The organism is Humiphilus diazotrophicus, assembly GCF_059726315.1.
The window spans coordinates 2,063,800-2,086,334 of sequence record NZ_AP040870.1; the positions used below are offsets into that span (position 1 = coordinate 2,063,800).

22 protein-coding genes are annotated in these 22,535 nt (G+C 51.4%); 7 read left to right on the forward strand and 15 right to left on the reverse strand.

From position 1 onward, the window contains the following. Nucleotides 1-143 precede the first annotated feature (143 nt). The 4 genes from AC6I7T_RS09625 to AC6I7T_RS09640 form a co-directional block, all read right to left on the reverse strand. A complete protein-coding gene (locus tag AC6I7T_RS09625) occupies nt 144-785 on the reverse strand; it encodes an IS630 family transposase (RefSeq protein WP_497788089.1) in 642 nt (213 codons plus the stop codon). A gap of 420 nt (nt 786-1,205) precedes the next feature. After that, nucleotides 1,206-1,400, reverse strand: a complete 195-nt coding sequence (locus AC6I7T_RS09630) for a hypothetical protein (protein WP_497793157.1) — start codon at nt 1,398-1,400, stop codon at nt 1,206-1,208. Between the two features lie 133 nt (nt 1,401-1,533). After that, the gene (locus tag AC6I7T_RS09635) at nt 1,534-1,737 is read right to left on the reverse strand and encodes a hypothetical protein (RefSeq protein ID WP_497793158.1); all 204 of its coding nucleotides are present in this window, start codon (nt 1,735-1,737) and stop codon (nt 1,534-1,536) included. A gap of 72 nt (nt 1,738-1,809) precedes the next feature. After that, nucleotides 1,810-3,276, reverse strand: coding sequence for a B12-binding domain-containing radical SAM protein (locus tag AC6I7T_RS09640; protein ID WP_497793159.1), 1,467 nt, complete (start codon nt 3,274-3,276; stop codon nt 1,810-1,812). Between the two features lie 324 nt (nt 3,277-3,600). Between AC6I7T_RS09640 and AC6I7T_RS09645 the strand changes: the two genes are divergently transcribed. Genes AC6I7T_RS09645 through AC6I7T_RS09655 form a run of 3 tightly spaced genes read left to right on the forward strand, consistent with a single transcriptional unit; the run spans nt 3,601 to nt 6,337 of the window. After that, complete coding sequence (locus AC6I7T_RS09645) at nt 3,601-4,512, forward strand: HAD family hydrolase (protein ID WP_497793160.1); 912 nt, start codon at nt 3,601-3,603, stop codon at nt 4,510-4,512. Next, nucleotides 4,512-5,249, forward strand: coding sequence for a lytic transglycosylase domain-containing protein (locus tag AC6I7T_RS09650; RefSeq protein ID WP_497793161.1), 738 nt, complete (start codon nt 4,512-4,514; stop codon nt 5,247-5,249). The genes AC6I7T_RS09645 and AC6I7T_RS09650 overlap by 1 nt, the downstream gene beginning before the upstream one ends. Nucleotides 5,250-5,275: 26 nt before the next feature. Next, on the forward strand, nt 5,276-6,337 hold the full coding sequence (locus AC6I7T_RS09655; RefSeq protein ID WP_497793162.1) for a lysylphosphatidylglycerol synthase transmembrane domain-containing protein: 1,062 nt from the start codon (nt 5,276-5,278) through the stop codon (nt 6,335-6,337). Between the two features lie 112 nt (nt 6,338-6,449). Here the strand turns inward: AC6I7T_RS09655 and AC6I7T_RS09660 are convergent, their stop codons facing one another. Further along, nucleotides 6,450-6,857 carry an acyl-CoA thioesterase gene (locus AC6I7T_RS09660; RefSeq protein WP_497793163.1) on the reverse strand — a complete coding sequence of 136 codons (408 nt, stop codon included), beginning with the start codon at nt 6,855-6,857 and terminating at the stop codon, nt 6,450-6,452. A gap of 228 nt (nt 6,858-7,085) precedes the next feature. Here AC6I7T_RS09660 and AC6I7T_RS09665 point away from each other — a divergent pair, with 228 nt between their 5' ends. Continuing rightward, complete coding sequence (locus tag AC6I7T_RS09665; protein ID WP_497794583.1) at nt 7,086-7,361, forward strand: DUF2752 domain-containing protein; 276 nt, start codon at nt 7,086-7,088, stop codon at nt 7,359-7,361. 226 nt (nt 7,362-7,587) lie between these two features. On the opposite strand, the gene mrdA is transcribed toward AC6I7T_RS09665, so the two are convergent. The 4 genes from mrdA to AC6I7T_RS09685 form a co-directional block, all read right to left on the reverse strand. Next, nucleotides 7,588-9,498, reverse strand: a complete 1,911-nt coding sequence (gene mrdA, locus AC6I7T_RS09670) for a penicillin-binding protein 2 (RefSeq protein WP_497793164.1) — start codon at nt 9,496-9,498, stop codon at nt 7,588-7,590. A 229-nt stretch (nt 9,499-9,727) separates the two neighbouring features. Then, nucleotides 9,728-11,089 carry an RIP metalloprotease RseP gene (gene rseP / locus AC6I7T_RS09675; RefSeq protein ID WP_497793165.1) on the reverse strand — a complete coding sequence of 454 codons (1,362 nt, stop codon included), beginning with the start codon at nt 11,087-11,089 and terminating at the stop codon, nt 9,728-9,730. Nucleotides 11,090-11,134: 45 nt separating this feature from the next. Continuing rightward, the gene (locus AC6I7T_RS09680; RefSeq protein WP_497793166.1) at nt 11,135-12,319 is read right to left on the reverse strand and encodes a 1-deoxy-D-xylulose-5-phosphate reductoisomerase; all 1,185 of its coding nucleotides are present in this window, start codon (nt 12,317-12,319) and stop codon (nt 11,135-11,137) included. 20 nt (nt 12,320-12,339) lie between these two features. Then, a complete protein-coding gene (locus tag AC6I7T_RS09685) occupies nt 12,340-13,164 on the reverse strand; it encodes a phosphatidate cytidylyltransferase (protein WP_497793167.1) in 825 nt (274 codons plus the stop codon). A gap of 106 nt (nt 13,165-13,270) precedes the next feature. Here AC6I7T_RS09685 and AC6I7T_RS09690 point away from each other — a divergent pair, with 106 nt between their 5' ends. Continuing rightward, a complete protein-coding gene (locus AC6I7T_RS09690) occupies nt 13,271-14,212 on the forward strand; it encodes a vWA domain-containing protein (RefSeq protein WP_497793168.1) in 942 nt (313 codons plus the stop codon). Between the two features lie 93 nt (nt 14,213-14,305). Here AC6I7T_RS09690 and AC6I7T_RS09695 read toward each other — a convergent pair whose 3' ends face one another. The 4 genes from AC6I7T_RS09695 to AC6I7T_RS09710 all read right to left on the reverse strand — a co-directional run bounded on the left by AC6I7T_RS09695 (nt 14,306) and on the right by AC6I7T_RS09710 (nt 18,993). Then, nucleotides 14,306-16,159, reverse strand: a complete 1,854-nt coding sequence (locus tag AC6I7T_RS09695; protein ID WP_497793169.1) for a carbon starvation CstA family protein — start codon at nt 16,157-16,159, stop codon at nt 14,306-14,308. Between the two features lie 48 nt (nt 16,160-16,207). Then, a complete protein-coding gene (locus AC6I7T_RS09700) occupies nt 16,208-17,497 on the reverse strand; it encodes an outer membrane beta-barrel protein (protein WP_497793170.1) in 1,290 nt (429 codons plus the stop codon). Nucleotides 17,498-17,875: 378 nt separating this feature from the next. After that, nucleotides 17,876-18,358: a DinB family protein gene (locus AC6I7T_RS09705; RefSeq protein ID WP_497793171.1), complete on the reverse strand. Its 483-nt coding sequence runs from the start codon at nt 18,356-18,358 to the stop codon at nt 17,876-17,878. Next, nucleotides 18,355-18,993, reverse strand: a complete 639-nt coding sequence (locus tag AC6I7T_RS09710) for a hypothetical protein (RefSeq protein WP_497793172.1) — start codon at nt 18,991-18,993, stop codon at nt 18,355-18,357. Before AC6I7T_RS09710 ends, AC6I7T_RS09705 begins: the two co-directional genes overlap by 4 nt. A 178-nt stretch (nt 18,994-19,171) precedes the next feature. On the opposite strand from AC6I7T_RS09710, the gene AC6I7T_RS09715 reads away from it, so the two are divergent. Continuing rightward, nucleotides 19,172-20,068, forward strand: a complete 897-nt coding sequence (locus AC6I7T_RS09715; RefSeq protein WP_497793173.1) for a LysR family transcriptional regulator — start codon at nt 19,172-19,174, stop codon at nt 20,066-20,068. A 50-nt stretch (nt 20,069-20,118) separates the two neighbouring features. On the opposite strand, the gene uppS is transcribed toward AC6I7T_RS09715, so the two are convergent. Then, nucleotides 20,119-20,952 carry an undecaprenyl pyrophosphate synthase gene (uppS, locus tag AC6I7T_RS09720; protein ID WP_497793174.1) on the reverse strand — a complete coding sequence of 278 codons (834 nt, stop codon included), beginning with the start codon at nt 20,950-20,952 and terminating at the stop codon, nt 20,119-20,121. 151 nt (nt 20,953-21,103) lie between these two features. After that, nucleotides 21,104-21,646 (reverse strand): helix-turn-helix domain-containing protein, encoded by a 543-nt coding sequence (locus AC6I7T_RS09725; RefSeq protein ID WP_497793175.1) that lies wholly within the window; start codon nt 21,644-21,646, stop codon nt 21,104-21,106. Nucleotides 21,647-21,843: 197 nt separating this feature from the next. Here AC6I7T_RS09725 and AC6I7T_RS09730 point away from each other — a divergent pair, with 197 nt between their 5' ends. Then, a complete protein-coding gene (locus tag AC6I7T_RS09730) occupies nt 21,844-22,491 on the forward strand; it encodes an HAD family hydrolase (RefSeq protein WP_497793176.1) in 648 nt (215 codons plus the stop codon). The last annotated feature ends 44 nt before the right edge of the window (nt 22,492-22,535 follow it).

Below are 22,535 nucleotides of genomic sequence, written 5' to 3' on the forward strand. Positions count from 1 at the left end.
CTCAGGCCTGAACCGAAACACAAAATTTGGCAGCTTTCTTGCCGCGGGCATACCTGCAAAAAGCATCAGGGCATGATGGAAAATCATGCCCTGATGCTTTTTGCTTCCTTATCAAGTCTTATTCGTTTAGAGCATTTTTCGAATTAGTGTAGACCATTTATACAGAGACGGAACCAAGCCTGAGCATTATCAGGGGAAATAAGCTTGAGAGCGTCGGCTATAGCTTGCTCAAGGGATTCTCTGGTTCTAGCTTTGGCAGCCCGAAGCAGTTGTTTGAGCTTAGCCCAAGCCTTTTCGATCGGATTCAGATCGGGCGAGTAAGGCGGCAGGTATAGCAATTCTGCTCCAGCGGCCTCGATCAGCCTCCGTACGCCGTTGACCTTATGGGAACTCAAGTTGTCCATTACCACCACATCGCCAGCTGTCAGTGCCGGACAGAGTATGTGTTCGACATAGGCTAGGAATATCTCCGCATCGGTAGCGGCTTCGATGGTCATCGTTGCTACCATGCCACGAAAACTCATTGCTCCCAGGATGGTCATGATTTTCCATTGTCCTCCAGGAGTAGATTCGTGTATACGAGTGCCTCCGAGGCAACGGGCATAACGCCTCGTCATCGAAGTTGTCACACCACTCTCGTCAAGGAAGATCAGCCGTTCCAGACTTGTCGCCTGGATCTTGGCGACAAATTCTTGGCGTCGCTGGCGGTTCGCTTCGGTATCGCGTTCACTGGCATAGAGCGACTTTTTTTCAGCCGTAAACCCAGTTTCCGAAGTAGAAACCAAATCCGCCCCAAGCTCAGTTCCACGCTTGCTTCATTGTGCAACTTTGCTTGCACTTCAGCCAACGTTAAATCCGGCTCCGCTTCCACCCACGCTATTACCTGCTTTTGCTCTCTGGCTCCGACGTGTGGTTTTCTCCCGGGACGATGAACAACTCGCTCGGCTTGACCACTATGCTTCCGCTGGCTGGAAACCTTCTTCGCCCAACCTACACTTACTCCAAATAGCTCTGCCAATTCCTCCAGCGTCCCATTCCCATCATCATAGGCTGCTAGGAACTTACGTCGCAGATCATCTTCGTAGGCTTTCGCCATTGCTTTGCTTGTCGCTGAGTTTCGCCATGCTCAGTCTACACTAATTCGAAAAATGCTCTAGCTCTCGCACTTTTTGGGCTGCAAGCCCGGTAAGCCTTGTAACTCCGGTCTACACCTTTGCAGGAACCACTCCGGTAGGTTGCACCAGAGGGAGAGTAATCTGGCTATTTCGCATAATGCCAGACTTATGTCCTTGGGAATAAATAAGGGCGGCCAAGATAACTAACAACACCACCAATCCCACGAATAGCCACAATACAAACCTACCTACACCCTTCGGAGATGCCTCGTGTGCTGTTCCCACTACTTCCTCCATAGACACTTAATGGCTAGGAATCATGGGAAAGCAATGAGGTTGGACGGAAACGCCTTCCGTATGCCGAGAACCTTAAGTACTCAAGGAAGAAGTAACGCACAGAGCTTTTCGGCTGAGAAACTTAGCTGGGCGTAATAATGCCGCCAAGCAGATGACGGCGAGGAAGCAGAATCCCTCGATGATCGATCTCGGCAGACGGTCTTCCGGAAGGATCAGGACTATCTGCCTTCTCCTTCAATGCGGAAAAACACCGGGAGCACAAGGCGCTTTCCGGAGAAGCTGCCGTAGCTTCATGACAACAGACGCATATGTCCTGTGGCTGCATGATCTTGCTTCGTTCCCTTTCCGCGGAGTGCACAGTCAATTCGATTTTAGAGCATTTCAGCGGTCTGAAGTTCTAGGCTGCCTCGGCACGGCCCCAAACCATTCTGCGGAAACGTCTCACTGTATTTCGCAAATCGGGCATCATATGTAGCGTCTTTTGAACCATGTCCTGCCGTATTGTCGAAAAGGGGACCCGGCCATGAAAGACACGCCAGGAAAGAAAGACATACTCGAAACAGATCCGCCATTTCGGAAAACCATCGAGCTGCAAACGAGGGCGTAAACGTTCCGCCTTAGTATCTATCTCCATAGGATCGAAAAGATGCATCTCCTCGGATAGCTTGAAAAGCTTTGTACCCGAGTAGGGATAGAAGATCGATTCATAGATATCAATCGGCTCGCAGGCCCTTGCAACAGCTGCAGTCTCCAGAAAATCTGCCGCAGTCTCCGTAGGGGAACCAATCAAAACATACAGAACCACCCGGATGCCGTATTGCTTTGCGACTTTGCAGAAGGTAATCAGATCGGCATTGCTATAGGCCGGGCGATTCAGGATCTCCTTACGAATCCGCTCCGATCCCGACTCCAACCCCACATTCAGGCAAGTCAAATTCGCCCGCTGAAAAGCCGATAGCAAGGCATGCAGTTCGTCGCTCTTCTGGACCAGACGAGAAGTCACGGCGAGATTGGCGCGAAACACAATCGGCTGCTTTCTCTGAGCATTGAACTCGGCCAGACGATCACATAAAGCAATGGCCATAGCAGGAATCGAACCAATGGTCTCGATTTCCAGATAAAGACGGTTGATCTCAGGAAAACGGTCCACCAGCTGATTAATTTCTGCAATCACATTTTCGGGAGAGCGGTAACGAACGTATTTCCCGGTACTCACCTTTCGAAGTGCGTGATTTGAGCAGTATGTACAGCTGTAAGGACACCCGCGCCCAATGACCACACGGAAGGTGCGGTCTCCCTTCTTTACCCAGCGGGCCCAGTGATCGGGATTCGTCAAAGGAAGACTGTCGAGATCCCCGTTAAACGGAAGCGGAGCAGTACGATCAAGAACCGCCGTCCCAGGGACCTTGATCCATAAACCAGGGATACCGGAGGGTTGAAGATCCTGATCGACAGCCTCCGCATAAGCGACGGAGGCTGTCTCTCCTTCCCCCAGGCAAATTGCATCTACCGATTCACAAGCGATTGAATCTTCTGGATTTAAGCTGGGATGGGCACCGCCCACCAGTATCTTGACCTCACGGTTGAGAGCCTTGATTGCCTGGCACTGCTTAGCAATGATCGGGAATTGGGTGGTAACCGCTGTTGCCGCGACCATATCGCAGCCAAAATCGTTCACCATTTCTGCCGCAATTCGATCCAGCGGCGTCGCCGGACAGATTACCCAACAACGTACATCATGACCAGCGGATTCCAGACAGGCAGCTATCAGGCTCAAACCAAAGGGAGCTTGGCTCCAGGCAGGAAGAGGACGTTCGATATCCTCGAACTCTTCTACTGAAAATAGACAGGCAATGCGGGCCATTTCTTACCCTCTTCCTCCATGGCACCCAAAGTCGAAAAGCTAATCAAAAAATGAATCTCTAGAATAACAATGGTACTCTTTTGCCATTATCTTTTCTATAAACATATTATTCGATTAACTTTCCAAGATTCACGACAATCCTCCTTCAAGCTGCAACTACTCACACCGCCAATATTACGGTTTAGTTAACAGAGACAAAGTACCAGGCAAGACCATTCCATTCCCGTTTGCAGAATGGGATTTTTCGTGAATTTTGGACCACGAAGTTGCCCGACTGGCACGGAATTACCCCATACCGAGCTCTAGCCCGATAAACTATGAGAGATGGATCCCTCCGCGGTACGCATGATTGCAGTAGATATCGATGGAACCCTGCTCCCCGGAGTCGGACTTGCCATTAGTCAACGAAACTGTGCTGCCCTGCTGGCGGCAGAAGCTGCTGGAATTGAAGTGGTTATCGCCACTGGACGGCGGCAGAATTATGCCATGCCGGTGCTGGAACAGATCGGATTAAGCTCCGAGACAGCCATCATCACTTCCAACGGCACGGTTACCAGTACATTCTCCGGCAAGAACATCAACCGGAATACCTTAAGGCCAGAAACAGCTCGTGCCTTATGCGCTCTGCTGCGTAGCTTTGGAACTGTTGTTTTCACCTTTGATCGCGAAGGTCCTGGAACACTGGTCCTCGAATCGATTGACCGTCTCAGTTCACGGATATCACTTTGGGTCCAGGCAAACCGCTCCCAGCTGCTGGAGATAAAGCCTCTGGAACGAGCCTTTGATTCCGGAGAATCCGCGATCCAGGGTATGGTTGCCGGTTCTTTGGCCGAGATGGAACAGGCCGAAAACCTGATTCAACAAAGCCCCTTTGCCGGGGAAGTCGAGCTGCACAAAACGGAATACCCGGAACGAAATCTCTGTATTCTCGATCTCTTACCCCCCGGAATCTCCAAAGGCTGGGCTCTGAGAAAGCTTGCTGAAACCCGGAATCTTCCCCTGCAGGCAATTATGGCCATAGGGGATAACTACAATGATCTGGAGATGCTGGAAACGGTCGGACACCCGGTCCTGATGGGAAATGCTCCTCCTGAACTCCAGGAGTTAGGTACCCGCAATGGTTGGGAATTGGCCCCTCGGAATGATGAGGATGGCGTTGCCGTGGTCATTGAAGAGCTTCTGGAAAGATTGTCTCCTGCTGAAGACAAAGAGCAAGGAATGGTAGAGTTTTCGTGATGCGTGTTCACGTAGCAATCCTGCTGACAGCGGCGATCATGGCTGGCGGAAAGGCCCGTGCAGCGGAACACATCACTTTGACAAATGGCTTCGATCTGATCTGTGACCACCGTGAAGCAAACGGAAGCCATGTAAGGCTCTACACAACCTCTAACAATTTTGTTGAAGTTCGTGCGGACGAGATCGCTTCCATTGAAGCAGCGCCTGAGCCGCCTGCGGCGCCCCCGATTGCGCCCCTGGTTCCGGTAGTAAAAGCGCAAACAGACATCCCCACTATCACCAACCGTGCAGGGCAGAAACATAATGTAGATGTCGATCTGCTTGCCAGCGTCATACGAGCTGAAAGTGGGGGAAATCCTCGCGCTACCAGCCGCGTCGGGGCAGCCGGGCTAATGCAACTGATGCCTTCAACCGCGCAACAACTCGGAGTAGCAGACAGGTTCCACCCCGAACAGAACATCAACGGGGGAACGGCATATCTTGACTCTCTTCTGGTGAGATATCACGACAATCTGGCTTTGGCATTGGCTGCATATAACGCCGGGCCTGCTGCGGTTGATAAATACCATGGCATTCCGCCTTATCGAGAGACGCGCGCCTATGTGGCCCGAGTCATCCGGGAATTCAACCGGCGTGTTACAGCCAGACAAGCAGCTGCTGCTTCTTCTGTAGCAAAAGCCCCGTCAGATGTAGCCAGTCTGGCCCCCGCACAAACGCAAGACGGGGAAAAACATTAGGATTTGAAAAACAGCAAGGTGCAAATTTGAAAAAGAAACAGCTGATTCTCGGGCTGATCGTTACCTCAATCTTCATCGCTCTGATCGTCTGGGCATATCATCACATCCACTTCGATGGAAAGACCTTTCGCGAGCAGATTACACAGGCCGATTGGCGTCTCTTTCTCGCAGCAATCGGATGCATTTATCTGGCTTATATCTTCCGTGCCTATCGTTGGGCACTCTTACTTAAGCCGGTTAAGAAGGTTTCACCTTGGACGATCCTGGGGACTCAGGTTATTGGCTTCACAGCAGTCGCACTGCTAGGACGCGCCGCCGATCTTGTTCGTCCATACCTGGTAGCCAGGCGCGTTAAGCTTCCGATTGGCTCGCAGATGGCAGTCTATGTCGTTGAGCGGATGTTCGACTTTGGCTCAATGGCGCTAATCTTTTCAACAGTTCTGCTCTTCGCACCTAATCGTGCTGACTTACCACATCCAGAACTCCTTAAAAAGGTTGCAACCAGCGGCTTGCTGGGAACTTTTGCCCTCGCCGTATTTACAGTTGTCGTGCGCCTTTCCGGCGGAATTGTAGCGGGCCTTGCCGAGAGACTGCTTACACCTCTCTCTTCAAAATTTGCCCACTCTGTCGGGGAAAAGATCCGAACCTTTCGTGATGGTCTGAATACTCTGGCCACACCTCTCGATGTTGTATTAGCAACCGCCAACTCGCTCCTGATGTGGATACTCATTGTCTCGGCTTACTTTCTCATCATGCGAGCCTTCGTTGTATCGCCTCAGCTTGCACATATCACGCTCTCACAGGGTATGGTTATCGAAGCAACCAGCATGGTAGCCAGCGGGTTTCAGCTACCTGTTATTGGATGGTTTACCCAAATCGGAATTGTTAGCGCGGCGATGCGTACTTTCTTCGGTGTGGCGTGGGAACCGGCATTGGGTTGCGGCGCCATGTTGCTGATCATTACGTTCCTGTCCGTAATTCCGGTGGGACTTATCTGGGCACAGTTCGAAAACGTCTCGCTACGCAAGATTACCGAAGAAAGCGAACATGCCGGAGAAGAAGCATCTACGGAACCGGTCGCGCAGTAAACACCGACTAAACCCGACTACTACAAAAATCCGTGTGGCCCACTTCGCTTGCGAAAACAGGGCCACACGGATTTTTCTTATCTATTATTCGTTGAATGACTACAGTGAACGGCTACATCACAGAGCGAAGGGCTGCTGCATACTTTTCTGGCAGCGTCTTTTTCTTCATCTCGTGATCACAGAGGATATGGGTACTTTGAGCTTCGGCAAGTAATAGATCATCGGAGACGCGGACAGCCCGATATCCAAAGCGGATAACCGCACCACGAAGCAGTACCGGACGAGTCTCGATTCGAACTTCGTCATCGTATTTTGCAGAAGCTTTATATCGACAGCTCACGTCGACAACAGGCAAATGGCAGTCATCCTGAATTTCCATTTGCTTGTAATCAAATCCGAGATGGCGAAGTAATTCCACCCTGCCAATTTCAAACCAGACAAGATAGTTTGCGTGATACACAACACCCATCTTGTCTGTCTCGGCATAACGAACTCGTACTGTTGTAGCAAAACCAGACATTTCTCTTAAGTGTATCCTTCACGGAAAAAATTTAATTCCGAGATGTATCCATTTGTGTTTCAATGTCTTGCAGCACATCCTGACATGGAAATATATATTTGTCCTAACTGGCTGATTAAGAAACTACCGCTTCAGCCTTCGCAACAGATTCATGCTGGCTATCTTTTTTCGGCATTATTTGCCCTGCTCTTTGTATTCGTAATGCAGTGGATTCCGCACGTATGCCTGATGCGAGTATGTTTTGGAATTCCCTGTCCTGGTTGTGGAATTACCCATTCTCTTAAAGCTCTAGCAACTGGACACTGGCAAGCGAGCAGAACAGCCAACCCTGCAGGATTAGCTGTTGGACTTTGTTTCGTCTTTCAACTGGTCGCACGCCCACTTGCCATTACCCACATAGAGTTTTCCACCTTTGTACACCGGGGATCTCGCATATTAGGCGCCATCGCCTGCGGAGTAATCCTGATCCATTGGCTTTTTCAACTTTTCTTAGGGAGAATTTGATGCTCGTTTCCTGTCCTAAATGTACTCAACCTGCACCTACTGCTGGCTATCCAACGTGGGTAATTGTGGTCTGTATCTGCTGTTTCCCGGTGGGCTTTCTTGCCTTATTAGCAGGCAAGAAACCCTCAACATGTCCTCATTGCGGCTATATCTGGCAGGCATAGCACTAAATGATCCGAAGAACCAGAAGGCGATAATCATTTCGCCTTCTGGTTCGAGAAAGGTTCTATCCCTCTTTCTTAGGCTCCTTAGGGTTAGCTGTTTCGTCAGGAATGCGTGCCGTATGTTGCGTCTCAGGCTTGAGGATGTTGTGTTCCCGGCTGCGCTGTTTGTTCACATAAGCGCCCACGACCTGAGAGGCCAATACAGCCGAACCATTTCCCCAGCCACCGTGCATCCATAAAACTGCGACCACAATCTCAGGATTGCGCCTCGGAGCAAACCCTACAAACCAGGCATTCGCGCGGGTACTCTTATCTGCCGACACCTGTTTGTCACCGAAACTATGGCTGACAACTTGCGCTGTACCAGTCTTCCCTGCGAAATCGATGCCTTCCAAATGAGAGGTGTAAGCCGTTCCTCCCGGACCAGTCACAGCAGCCATACCGTCTGTAAGAACCTGCCAGGTAGAGGGCGAAATTGGAACAGTGGCATCTCCGCTGCCCGTAAAGCGCTCGAGTGTGGCCTGCCGGTACTCAAGCGGAAGCTGATCGAGATTGACCAGATGCGGCCGCTTGAAGACACCTCCAGAAGCAATACCGCCGATGGCACGAGCTAGCTGAATCGGAGTCACCTGCAAAGCGCCCTGCCCAATACCGACAGAGATTGTCTCTCCAGCAAACCACTTATCGTGGTAGTTCTTCAGCTTCCACTCTTCGGAAGGCACAACCCCGGAAACCTCATTCGGCAAATCGATTCCCGTCTTCTGCCCCAAGCCCAGGCGATGAGCCCATTTGGAAATGGTTCCGATGCCGAGTCTCTGGGCAAGTGTGTAGTAGTACGTATCGCAGGAGAATGGAATCGCGTTCTGAATGGTTACCGAGCCATGATGAGCATCGCAAGCAAAGAAGCGCCCGTAGAAGGAAGCGCCGCCCTGGCAATTTACGCGCAGATCTTGAGCTACATTCTCTTCCATTCCCGCAACCGACATGATCATTTTGAAGGTCGATCCGGGTGCAACCTGAGCCTGAATCGCATGATTCATCAATGGATGTTCGGGGTTCTGAAGATAGCTATTCCACTGGTCTCTCGATATATGGACAGAAAAATCATTTGGATTGAACGAAGGATGACTTACCAGCGCCAATATCTCGCCAGTGCGAGGATCCATGGCGACAATAGCGCCTTGTCGATTCCCTAGAGCCAGCTCTGCAGCCCGCTGAATATCGATGTCGATTGTCAGCTTAAGATCTCTACCCGGAATTGCCGGTTCTCTACCCACATTACCGACGACACGGCCATGACTGTCTACCTGAACATCCCGCGATCCGTCGGTTCCCCGCAGATATGCGTCGTAGGACTGCTCAATCCCCGACTGCCCGACAACATCTCCTGGCTCGTAGTACGCATAGCGGGGATCGTTGAGCATGTTGTCATTGACTTCACCCGTGTAGCCAATCAGATTGGCGGCAAAACCATTCGCCGGATACAGGCGACGCTGTTCATCGATCGTCTCCAGCTCCGGGAGTTCATTTCTGTGCGCTTCGATGAAGTCGTCTTCGTCCTGCGTGATATCGGTTTTCAGAGGAATGGGCTGATACTTGGGAGCATACCGATAGTGATCGAGAATTGCCTTGATTTGTTCCACTGACATGTGCAGACCAGCTGCGATCATCGGCAAATCTGCATCGATATTGTGGCCGGAGTCTCGGACCAGAAAACAGCTTTTCGAAGAATAGCTATCTACCAGTAAACGCCCTTCTCTATCATAGAGGCGGCCGCGGGGTGCAAGTATGGGGAGCTTCCGGACACGATTCTGCTGTGCAAGCTCGCGATAGTTTTCAGCACCAAGGACTTCCGCCTGCCATAGTCGGCCCAACAGGACAAGAAGAACCGCCACAATCACATATTGAAAGATTGAGAGTTTATAGGCTGGTAGTTTGCTTTCCTGTGAGAGTTTGTCTTCTTTGTCCAACATTGTGAAATGGCTCTTAAATCTCGCTTCTCTTCAATGATATAGCGGATTTCCGCGATAACTGGCCTGTCCACAACATAAGATCGGGAAAGAGCTTTCTCGTTCATTTTTCACATAGGCCAGCCAATGACGAAAGGAAGCTGCACACTCTATTTACAGGAAACCCTTACATATCAATTCAAAAGAAAAGGCGCCCGAACTGGGGCGCCTTTTCTTTTGAATTGATTCCAGCTTATGGCTTCAGCTTCGAGAAGATAGGAAGTTTCGCCACATCGTTGAACATCACGAAGACAGCAAAGAGCACCAGGACAACAAATGCCACCTGATAGATACGCTCCTTGAACTCTTGATTGATATCCCGGCGAATCAGACCTTCAATCGCCAGTAACAGAATCAGACCGCCATCGAGAATCGGTATTGGCAGCAGGTTGAAGATACCGAGGTTCAAGCTAATGATCGACATGAGCTGGATAATCGGTTGCCAACCTGGCATGCTGACGGCCAAACCCGTCTGTCGCGCGATTCCGACTGGACCGGAGAGGGTCTCCATTGCCATCCGACGCGTTACCATCCGGTGCAGAACATCAACAATCAAGCTTGAATTATGAAGGTTGAAGCTGACCGATTGCTGAATGGCCTGAGGTAAAGGCATCTGCTCTACATGGAAAGGAGGCTGCTCAGCCTCAAATCCAATCCGATAGAGTTTTCCACCACCGCCGTTCTCCGAAACCTGAGGCTTCAGAGTCAGATTAAGAACCTGAGAACCACGCTGAACTGCGATCTGAAGAGGCTTTCCCGCATCCTGTTGCAGAAAGGCAATCACTGACGGAACGGAATGCAGCTGTAATCCATTGACCGACAACATCAGATCGCCTGCACGCATTCCAGCTGGTCCTGCGGGCATAGCTGCTTCAACATAGCTGACCTTAATTGGAGTCGCCTGAACCCGTGGCAGCAATCCGAGTTTCTCGATTGAAAAGTCCTCTCCGCGGGTCGTGTCTACGATGTCCAGATCGGTAGAGATCTTCTGTCCATTACGCATCACCGCGACGGGTACCGACTGATTCAAGTTCAGAGCGGCACGGATACGGACCTGCTCCCAGGAGGGATTATCTTGCGTATCGAAATGAACAATCAGATCCCCCGGTTGAAGACCTGCACGGCCTGCCGGAGAATTGGCTGGAACGAAATCGATCACAGCCGGATCTGAGAGGTAATCCATCACCTCGTTGTGCATCATGTAGAAGCCAGTCATGAGCACAAAGGCCAGGATGAAATTGGCTGCCGGACCCGCAAATCCGATCAATACCCGCTGCCAACGAGGATGGGAGGTAAACTCTCCAGGATCTCCACTGGTAGCTTCGGCGGGATTCTCTCCCGTCATCTTGACGTAACCACCAAAGGGAAGCAGCGAAATCCGGTAATCGGTATCTCCGCGGCGAAAACCGCATATCCGCTTTCCGAAGCCGATGGAAAAGACTTCAACACGTACACCAAAGAGTTTGGCGACGATGAAGTGACCGAACTCGTGCACAAGCACCATGATGCCAAGCACGATGAGCATGGAGACAAAAGCAGTTAGGGCGAAGGGCATATTGGACGCTAACACCTTTTCCGCAAGAACGATCCGTTAATCACCCTATCGGGAAACGGGGGAAGCCTCGCGGGATGAAACAACAACCTCTCTGGCGGTTTGCCGGGCCTGTTGATCGAGAGCAAGCACCTCGTCAATCGTCGCCGGGTGGGTTTCGGGAGTTGCTTCGAGTACTTTCTCAATTGTACGCGGTATACCGAGAAACGGTATTCGTCTTTCGAGAAAGGCCTCCACGGCAACCTCGTCAGCAGCGTTCAAAGCAATGGGATGCGCCCCACCGTGCTCCGCAGCCTCATAGGCTAACCGTAAACAGGGAAAGCGCTCAAAGTCTGGCTGCTCAAAATCCAGATGGCTAAGTGCTTTCATATCAAAAGTTAGGGTCGACGCCGGCCTTTCCGGATAACTCAGCGCATAAAGAATCGGCAAACGCATATCCGTTACGGAAATCTGAGCCAAAATGGAACCGTCGATATACTCGACCAGCGAATGCACCGTCGATTGCGGATGAACGGTCACCTGAACCCGCGAAGGAGGGACGTCGAAAAGCCTGCAGGCCTCGATAATCTCCAATCCCTTATTCAACATGGTGGCGGAATCGATGGTAATACGCCGTCCCATCACCCAGGTCGGATGCTTCAAAGCCTGCTCGGGCGTAATGTGCTCGAAATCGGCCAGAGGCAGCTTACGGAAAGGCCCGCCTGAAGCCGTCAGCCATATCTGCTTGATTTCTTTAGCTGTTCCCACCCGCATGCATTGGTGCACGGCATTGTGCTCCGAATCGATGGGCAGGAAAGGAACCTTATGCTCGCGAGCGGCGCGATTCAGAATATCGCCGGCCGCAACCATACATTCCTTGTTCGCCAAGCCGATGGGCTTTCCAGCCAGAACTGCTGCATAGGTAGCCTGCAATCCAGCCACGCCGACGATTGCCGAAACTACGAAATCGACCTCGGGAAGAGTGGCACAGGCCACAGTCCCCTCAGTTCCATGCAGAACGTCAATACCGCTAATGCCCTGAGCCTTCAGGCGCTTCGAGAGCTCCTCTGCTCCTTCTTCCGTAGCAAGAGACACAACGCGGGGCCGCCAACGAAGACACTGCGCGTAAGCAGCATCTATGTTGTGCCCTGCAGCTAAAGAAGCCACAGCGAAGCGGTCAGGGTAAGCTTCGATGATTGAAAGAGTGCTTTGGCCTATTGAGCCGGTAGATCCGAGAATAGAAATGCGCTTCAAAACGGTTGGGAACTCGTGATTTAGAAATACTGTTGCGCTATCTGAGCGTACCACAGGACTGGCGCAGCCAGCAGTAAGGCATCGATCCGGTCCAAAATCCCACCATGACCCGGCAACAGGGTTCCAGAATCTTTTACCCCTGCACCACGCTTTAAAGCCGACTCCGCAAGATCGCCGAGCTGTGCCACTACATTCAGCACAATCGCCAGCAGCAACCAGTGAAATACAGATCCAGGATACGCCAATGCGCTGCTACCCCGCTTTGCAAAAAGGCTGGCAAGGAAAATCAGGAATAGCGTAATCAGGATGCTGGCCACAACCGAGGCAATGCTGCCCTCCCAGGTCTTGTTCGGACTGACAGCCGGTGCCAGCTTGCGGCGGCCATAGCTTTTGCCTACATACAGGGCCGCAGTATCACCAATCCAAACGACACAAAAGAGAAAAGTTAAGAGCGAGGGGCCATTTGCCTGTGCCCCGATCCAAGGAAGAGTGAGCAGAGAGAATCCGATGTAAATTAAACAAAAGACAGAGGATGCTACATCAGGCAATACCCGGTCCAAAGGACACCGCCAGATGCACACCACAAAGATCAACAAACTGAGAGCACTCAGGACCGGAGCAATCAGGTCCGGCTGTTGAAAACTGATAAAGAAAAGGACCGCCAGTGAAACCAGCAGGAGGATGCGGGGAGTGCGAGCACCCGCCCCATCCGCGATTGAGAGAAATTCCCAGGCTGCAAGTTCCGCCACAACACCCGTGGCAATGGTCAACAACCAAGTTGGAGCCTTAAAGACAAGCAACAGGACTAGGGGGATCAGAATCGCCGCTGTAAGGATTCTCTTCATTTTGCTGAGGATACACGGTCTAAGCCACTCTAGGGTAGCGGGCAGAACTCGATATCCGGAACCCGTTTCTATAGCCGGGACGTCTAAGGAACAGAAGGTTAAATTTATGAGCAGAAAAATCTTTCAGGGCTTGGTTGCCGGACTCGCTCTGGCTCTTGTGGCACCACCTTTTTTGCAAGCCCAGAGAAATGCGCAAACCGTGGTGACAATCACCCCGAAGGCGAAGCGCGAAGTAGCACCCAAAATACAGCAAGATGCAATTCGGGTCTCCAGCACTTCCGGAGCTGCTGAGGTAACCCAGTGGGACTGGGCGGGTGATAGCAGGTTGCAACTGATGGTTCTGCTAGACGATTCAACTTCAGGAAGCTTTGGACGCCAGCTTAGCGATGTCAAAGATTTCATTCTTTCGCTGCCGCCAAATACCGAAGTCAGCGTCGCCTACATGCAAAATGGCAGAGCAGTACCGACCTCGAATTTCACGCTCGACCATAAAGCCGCAGCCAACAGCGTACGTATGCCTCAGGGTATTCCAGGCGGAAATGCCAGTCCTTATTTTGTGATCAGCGATGTTGCCAAGAAATGGCCCTCCCTGAATCCGGCAGCACGTCGGGAAATCCTCATGATCACCGATGGCGTAAATCCCTATTCAGATAGCTACTTCGATCCGCAGGACCCCTATTATTTAGCATCTGTCCATGACGCCCAAAAGGCCGGACTAATCATTTACTCCATCTATTACCGTGGAGCAGGAAGATTCGCACACAATCCTTGGGTAGTCGACGGCGGCCAGAACTATTTGACTGGAATCTCAAAGGCTACAGGCGGGCATAGCTACTTTGAAGGCTTAGGCAATCCAGTCTCCTTGGCTCCCTTCCTCGAGGACCTGAGCCGACGTTTGCAGAATCAATACGAACTGAGCTTTACGTCTCCGCACGAATCGAAGAAAGAAACTTTGGCGGACCTGAAGCTCAAGGTGCAAACACCGGGAATGGAAGTCGAAGCTCCTGAAAAGGCACGCATAGGGCAACCGCTCACTCCGGGCTCGTAGAACTCACAAATCGTGGCATATACTTTCCGCTCTTTTCAGGGACTCCAGGGAAAGCAAGGCGGAAAGTATAGCCACACCGGCCTGCAAAGGGTCCTAACAGCAACTCATCTTTACAGGCCTCTCGGCCGGCCGTTCCATCTCGTCGGACGCGGACGGAACTGGCACGCCATGCAATGTTTCCCAGCATCTACGGCAAGAGGCTACTACTACCAGGACCACGCCTATAACAAACAGGCTCATCAGCGTTGCATCCAGATAACCCTGTAGAGCTGTTTCAGGCTTCTGCGTCATCGGCCAGAAAATCTCTACAACCGACTGAATAGCTGCAGCCAAAGTTGTGATTCCGACAAATAGCATTGGAATGAATGTGACCCACACATATTTCTGTTTCCCATGATTAACGAGGTACACGGAGCAAATCGCTAAAGCGACGGTGGCGAGAAGCTGATTCCCTGCACCAAATAGAGGCCAGATTGTTGCAATCGATCCCGTGTAGATCAAATATCCCCAAGACCCGACAACCATGACCGTGGCACAGATCAAGCCAGGAATCCAATTGGGATTCCCGAATGGCTTATAGACCTTGCCTAGCAACTCTTGCACAACATAACGAGCTACACGCGTTCCAGCATCCACCGTCGTAAGGATGAAAAGAGCCTCAAACATAATTGCGTAGTGGTACCAGTAACCGACCAACTTACTCATATACGGCAGGCCACGAAAGATATGAGCCATACCGATTGCAAGAGAGACACCACCTCCGGTTCTGCCCGCCAGATTCTCCCCAACTTCTCGCGATAAAGTATTCAAATCCGATGTGTGCAGCCCTAGCTTTGCAAAGACAGCGGGAGGAACATTGATTGCATAGTAATCACCAGGATTAAGGGAGCAAGCGGCGACTAGGGCGACTACTGCAACCAGGGCTTCAGCTGCCATTGCTCCATATCCGATGAAGCGCGCATCAGTTTCTTTATCCAGTAATTTGGGCGTAGTTCCCGATGAAATCAACGAATGAAAGCCTGAAATGGCTCCACATGCAATCGTCACAAACAGGAACGGAAAGAGTTTCCCGTGAATAATCGGGCCTCCGCCGTGAACATATGCTGTTACAGCAGGAAACTGCATTTGCGGATGCACGATAAAGATACCCAGGACAAGTAAGGTAATCGTTCCAAGCTTTACATATGTCGCCAAGTAATCGCGCGGCTCAAGCAACAGCCATACCGGCAATGCCGAAGCAATAATGCCGTAAGCCATCAGGATAAGAGTAATCTGATGACCGGAAAACACCAGGTAATGGGAATACGAGGACTGAGCAACAACATGTCCTAAGAAAACGGCTATAAGCAGCAGAATGATTCCGGCAATCGATGGCCCTCGTACGACAATCTTTCCAGCCTGCCCCTTAAACATCCAAATGCCCATCATCATGGCAATTGGGATAATCATTGCAATTGTGAAGACACCCCAAGGACTATTCGACAGCGAGTTAACAACTACAATACCGAGTCCACCTAAGGTCACCAGCAGAATTGATAGCACAGCAAGCATCGTAATAAAGCCAGCTACCGGCCCGATTTCGGCTTTTGCAATATCAGCCAAAGAGCGCCCCTTCTGACGCATTGAAGCAACCAGTACGGTAAAGTCGTGGACACAACCACCCAAAACAGCTCCGGCTACAATCCACAAGAAACCGGGAGCAAAGCCAAACTGAGCAGCGAGCGTTGGCCCGATCAGCGGTCCCGCACCGGCAATTGCTGCAAAGTGGTGTCCAAAGAGAACCCACTTAGGAGAAGAGACATAGTTCCGTCCATCTGCATATTTGTGGGCCGGCGTATCGCGTTTGTCATCGAGAGTAAGAACCTTTGCTGCAATAAATGCCGAATAGTATCGATACCCCAAGATAAAAAAGCACAACGCTCCAACAAGAACTGCTAACGTGTTCATTCAACTTATCCTTAGCTAACAATCGTGAAATGCAGTGGGGCAATCCCCTTATCGGATAGCCGCAAACTTAAAGATCATGTCTCCAGCCACCGTAAGTTGATTTCGAGAGTAAGATGTAGCACCTACAGGCCCGAAGGATGGTTGTCCGGCAAAATCGCCACGTATTTCCGGACGGAAGGTAAGCCACCGGGAGGGACTATACGCAACACCGATGGTGGCTTCGCCAAAGGAGCCGGGTCGAGAGGTATGCACGCCCTGCTTATCGTAGAACCATTCCCCCCTTGCATTGAGGTCGAACTTTTTGTCGAGGTGAAAGACAGTCATCGTCGAGGCTCCATAGGTTGCAGAGGTATTTCCGTTGTTTTTCTTATCCGCTGCGGACCAGGAAGAATCGAACTGCACGATCTGCTGCACTCTCGAATGCCAGTTATAGCGTGCTTCTGTATCGAGTACGGTCTGCCAGGAATCGGTATGGCCAGCGGCGATCGGAGCAGGTCTGGGACCTGTAAAAACTGTCGTTAAGAAAGATAAATTTCGAGAATGATTCGGCCGGTAAGTTACACGGGAAATATAATCCGGTGCACGCCCTCGCATCTCAAAAACCGTGTTATATCCGGCAACGACGCCTCCCGTTACATCCAGCGACGAGGTCGGATGCCAGGTTGCGATAGCCGCTGTTGCTGCCACTTGGAAGTTAATCCAAAAGTACGTTTGCGAATAGAGCGGCCGATATGGAGCCATGAGCGTTTCATAGCCAAGAGGCATGTTTTGACGGCCAAGCTGTAAATCGAGCGATCTTTTTGCTGGAATATGTACAGAGAGATAGAGCTGGCGAAAATCAGTCCCCATGTGCTTGCCCTGGGGACCAAAGTTATTCATCGGCCGCAACAGCGCAGCGTCCGACCCTCCATAAAAATCGGATCGGAAGCCCCAGGATAAGCTCTCTTTATCAGCCGGACGTTCCACAATCAGCCAGGCGCCATTGAGTAAAAACTCATTACCGAAGCGTGTCGGAGAAGGGGCAACACCCAACAGTCCATCTCCACTGGAGGCATAGCTATAACCGCCGTCGAGCCAGCCGTAAGATCGTACTCTGTGAGAGGAAAGCCATGCCGTGGTTGCATTGTCACGAAATAATGGAGTGAGATCTTCGGGGGAAGTTGCCTGGTAGCCTGTCTGATTCTTGCTAGGTTTCAGAGCATCCTGACTGCCGTTTATTTGTTTTTGTGCACGAGCAGCGCCGCACAAAACAACGACACAAACAAGTAACTTTTCCAGCGAACAAACAAGGCGTCCTAAGTATTGAAAGCTTCCTATTTCCCCTGTTCGTTGTTGCATATCTAGCATGGCATTCATCAACCTGAGCGGAATTTCTATGAATTCCAGTTCAGCACAATTCCACCCGGAGAAACAGAAGTGAAAATACGCATGCATTGTGCATTTTTTCTCAGCCAACAAACCTGGAGCATTTTCCGGATAGATATAGATTTGCCAACGATGGGAAAAAGCAGCTTTCTATCCGGCAAGCCTAAGGCAGTATTGCCAGGAACTTCGGCTTTTGATCGTCGGGAAACATGTTGCAGAAAGGGTGCAGGGAGAGCGTAGTTTGAAGTTTTGTTGTGGATGGCCCAATAAGACTAAGTCCGCAGCTAAGGTGGAATCTTGTCGAGATCTCACCTTAGCGTTGCTGGCAGAAGCTAGCTTTCACACTTAGTGTTAGGCCTGGCTGTCCTTCCCAATCTGTTCGATGTGATGTTGGAGATGTGCCAGATAGTCGCCGACCCAATCCTCAAGGCTCATCTCTGCCTGTCCAATTTTCACACGGGCATTCAGAGCCGTAGCTGGAGCATTCTCAAGGACTCGTCCTAGCAAACGATTCTCCAGACGCCACAAATCAAGAATCTCCGTCCAGGAATGTTGAACATAGCCGTGAAGGCTCACCCATCGCTCCTGCTCGTATTCAGGACCCTCGTAATGACCGTCGAGAACTGCCTTGACGATCCGTACATGGTTGTTCACCGCCGAATCACAGAGATGGCCTAGAATCTGTTTCCGCGTCCATCCGCCCGAACGCCAGGATTGCTCAGCACGTTCTTCTGTAACTGTGTTCAGAACTTTTTCCGCGATGGAAAGAGTGGAGAAAAACCTGTTAGCCAACTTGCCATTCTCAGCCGGGCTAGCGATATCGACTGCTGTCATCGAAAAGACTCCTCCGTCAATTCTTCTGGGGCCAAGGCAGACTTCAGCACGCCTGAATGCGTATGATTCGTAGACTGCTTGAGCACATGCAAAATCTCATGCGCCATCACACGCCCTGTCGCGCGAGCCAGAAGTTGCCGTTCTACCGTCCTAGGCTGAGAATTTAGCAGCACAGAAACCGAATCGGCGATCCGTTCGCAAGAGATGTGAATAAAGGGCTGTATCTCTCCATCCACATTGGGAACCCAGCCCAAAGGACCAGGAACAACTCTCTTGTCTTGAGCTACCGCACCACACCTGCCTGTAAAAGAAACATCCAGTATGGTTGGTTGACCTTCGTAGGACGCACTCTCTTTCGGGCCTAATTGCACCCATGAGGCTCTCTCCCAAAAATCCTTTGGCAGCTCTTTCTTCAGCTGTCGTGTAACTTCAGACCAATAGTCCGAAGACACGGGATGTTGAAGATGAAAGAAGACCAAAATCTGATCTTCACTTTTGGATACATCCGCTCCATTCGCAAAAGGCGTAATAGCCGCAAACAAAAGTGCGAGAAAAAGAGGCGCTACCCAAGATTTACATCTCGCGTAGCGCTGGAGGTAGTGATACAGAAACATCTCGGTTTCCTGAACAGCCATCAATTTCCGTTTCCGCGATGGCTGGTTCTATCCTGTTCGACGCAGCAGAATTGCGCTCTCCGAAACTTGCGCTCCAAATTCTATGCCTTCGAATCGGCCCTGATTGTTAGCTTGGACACAGAACATAAATCAGTCCAATAGATTGTTCAGATTGATATAATCTCTATAAGAGATTGCTATGGAATTCCGTCAACTCCAGATTTTTCTTGCTGTTGCAGAAGAGCTAAATTTCACACGGGCCGCCGAGCGAGCGCACTGCGTCCAGTCAAACGTAACTGCGCAGATTCAATCTCTTGAACAGGAGCTGGGCACCCCTCTCTTTGAGCGCCTGGGACGGAGAGTCCTGTTAACGGATGCAGGCCGTAGACTTCGCCCTTACGCTGAAAAAGTCCTCGGAACCATCAATGCCGCTCGAAAAGCAGTCTCCCATGGAGATGTTCCGCAAGGGCCGCTCTACATTGGAACCTCGGAATCGGTCTTGACCTACAGGCTGCCAGGGGTTCTGAAGAGCTTTCGGGAAGCATATCCGGCAGTGGAATTAGTCTTTCGCCCCTGCTCGGATGAACGCCTGACAGAGCAGCTGGAAACAGGAAAGATCGATCTGGCCCTTAGTATGTTGGACGATATCGAAAACCCGCGTCTGCAATGGGTTCGACTTCTGACCGAGCACATGATTGTGATTGCCAGCCCGGATCACCCGTTGAGTGCAAATCGCAAGATTGCACCCGACGATCTGAATGGGCAGACGTTGCTGCTAACCGAACCAGGATGCGCCTATCGACTACGTCTCGACAAGATCATGGCCACAAGGAATCTGCACCCTGCCAGCATCACAGAATTCACCAGTTCCGAAGCGATAAAAGAATGCGTTGCCTTGGGAATGGGACTAGGAGTTCTGCCGAAGATCGTTGCGGCATCGGAACTGCGGGAGAGACGGCTGGTAGCACTGGAATGGCAAGGACCGGCACTTGATATTGCAACCCACGTCGTCTGGCACAAAGACAAGTGGCGCTCAGCAGCTTTTGACATCTTCCTGGAAACTCTTGAGCGCGAACTCACCGAAAAGACAAATTAAACAAAACTTCACGAACATTTCGGTATTCGGATGAGTGCCTGATAGCGAGCTTATCGAGCGATAAGCTTAGGCTGCGATTTCGAAACCGGCTCCGCCTGCGCATTCTGGCCTAGGCCACCATATCGACGTTCGCGGCGCTGGTAGTCTTCGATTGCTTCGAGAAGATGAATTCCGCGGAAATCAGGCCATAACCGATCCGTCACATAAATCTCAGTGTAGGCGATCTGCCAAAGCAGGTAATTGGAGATGCGCATCTCTCCGGATGTCCGAATCAGCAGATCTGGATCGGGCATATGCGCGGTATAGAGATGCCTATGAATATCGGCCTCGGTGATGTGATCGATGGAGGTACCCTTCTGGGCCATCTCCTGATAGAGAGCACGGAAGGCATCGACCAGTTCGGAACGGGCTCCGTAGTTGAGCGCCAGCGTGAGAACAGTCCCGGTATTGTGGGCCGTGGACTCTTCCGCCCAACGCATCTTCTCCTGAACCTCTGAGGGCAGTTCTCCAATCCGGCCGATGTAGCGAAGCCGGATATTATTGTCCAGCATGACGCGTACATTGTTTTCCAGGTAGGAGCGCAGCAGCCGCATGAGGAAGTTCACCTCTGCCCGGGGTCTGCGTAGATTATTTTCCAAAGAAAATGCGTACAGAGTCAGCCAGGGAATACCGATACGAGCGGCGGTCTCGGTCACCAGACGAACCGTCTCGGCACCTTGCTGATGCCCGAAAAAGCGCTTCAAGGAACGCTTTCCTGCCCAACGCCCATTGCCGTCCATGATGATAGCGACGTGCTCGGGTATACGCCCGGGATTAAGACGACGGTAGACAGCCAGTTCTTCGGGCGAAAGTTGGTCGACGCGAATGGTCCGTTGGAATGACAAACGACTTCCTCAACTTTCTGACCCTAGCACATGCGAGAAAGCGTCGCAATGTGCAGTCAGAACGAGGCGTCGGAGGCGAGCCGAGGGTAGCCTCGGCTCGCGCAAGGAAAAGAGATCCAATGCCTGGGTAGAAACGCTATTCCGCCTATGTTTAGGCGGGACGACGCCGACCCAATGCCATATCCCGCACCTGGTTCAGGAACACAGAGCGCTGGAAGGCATCCAACTGCGAAACATAGGGCGCCAACTCCGACAAGAATGGATCGGCAAGAATGGCAGATTCTTCCTCATGTCTCCGGCTACGGGAATCCCGCAGCAAATCGCAGATATCTACTTCAAGTGCATGCGCAAGACGATCCAAAGACGAGAGGGTTGGAATAGCCTTCCCATTCTCGATCTTGGAGATGTAGGTGCGCGGCACCTGCATCCTGGTCGCAAGCTGACGCTGGCTTAGATGACGGGAACGCCGTAAATCACGCACAGCCCGGGAAACCTGCAGCCCCTCTTCTTCGACCTGTACGACTGCAGCAGGTGCAGACTGCACAAGTTGAGGTTCAGCTACGGGTGTTTCCTCTATGTCCAAAGGCTTGCGGCAACGCCGGCACAGAGAATTCGCGGTGCGAAACTGCACGAGATTGCAGTGCTCGCAACGAAGTACTTCACGCGCCTCAGCGGTGGCTAAGGTAGTTGCCATAGGTTGTAACGGAGTGCCAGAGCAAGGCCCCCGCAACAAGTGCGAATATTGTAAGCTCGCAACTCGTTGAGTCGTAATCTAGACTGCTAGTAAGGTATCTGCTTTGTCAAGTGAAAATTTAAGGACAGACGGGTACAAAATCCGAAAAAAACCTAGAACCTCCTAAAAATACCAAAGAAGACCGAGGATTCCCTGAGATGACACAGGAGTGTACCCGCCAACGAGCCTGGGAGTTGTTGACCGAATGGACCAAGGGAGACAGCCTGCGGAAACACGCTCTGGCCGTAGAGGCCTGCGTTGTTGCGTATGGCGAAGAGGAAGTTCTGCAAATGGGTCTCGTAGGCGAAGATGCAGAGGAGAAGATCAACCTCTACTCCGCAACCGCGCTGCTGCACGATTTCGACTATGAGCGCCATCCTTCACCCGAAGAGCATCCCTTTGTGGGAATCCGTCTGCTCACCGAACAAGGCTGGCCGGAAGAATTGCGCACCGCCATCCTGGGACACGCTGAATACTCCGGCGTGCCACGAGAAACGCATCTGGCAAAGGTACTGTTTGCCTGTGACGAGCTTGCAGGCTTTCTTACGGCTTGCACCTTGGTGAAACCCTCAAAATCCATTCACGATGTGGAAGTACCCGGAGTGAAGAAAAAGATGAAGGACAAGGCCTTCGCCCGTGGCGTGAATCGTGACGACATTCGCAAGGGAGCCGAGGAACTCGGAGTCGATCTCGACAAGCACATTCAGTTCTGTCTCTCCGCAATGCAGCGCCACGCCGTGATTTTGGGATTGCAGGGAGTAAATCACGCAACATCTCAGGTTGAAAGCACCAGTGAACAGGCATGAGCAGAGTCCGGAAGTGCCAGTTATCGCAAGATCGCCTTCAACTG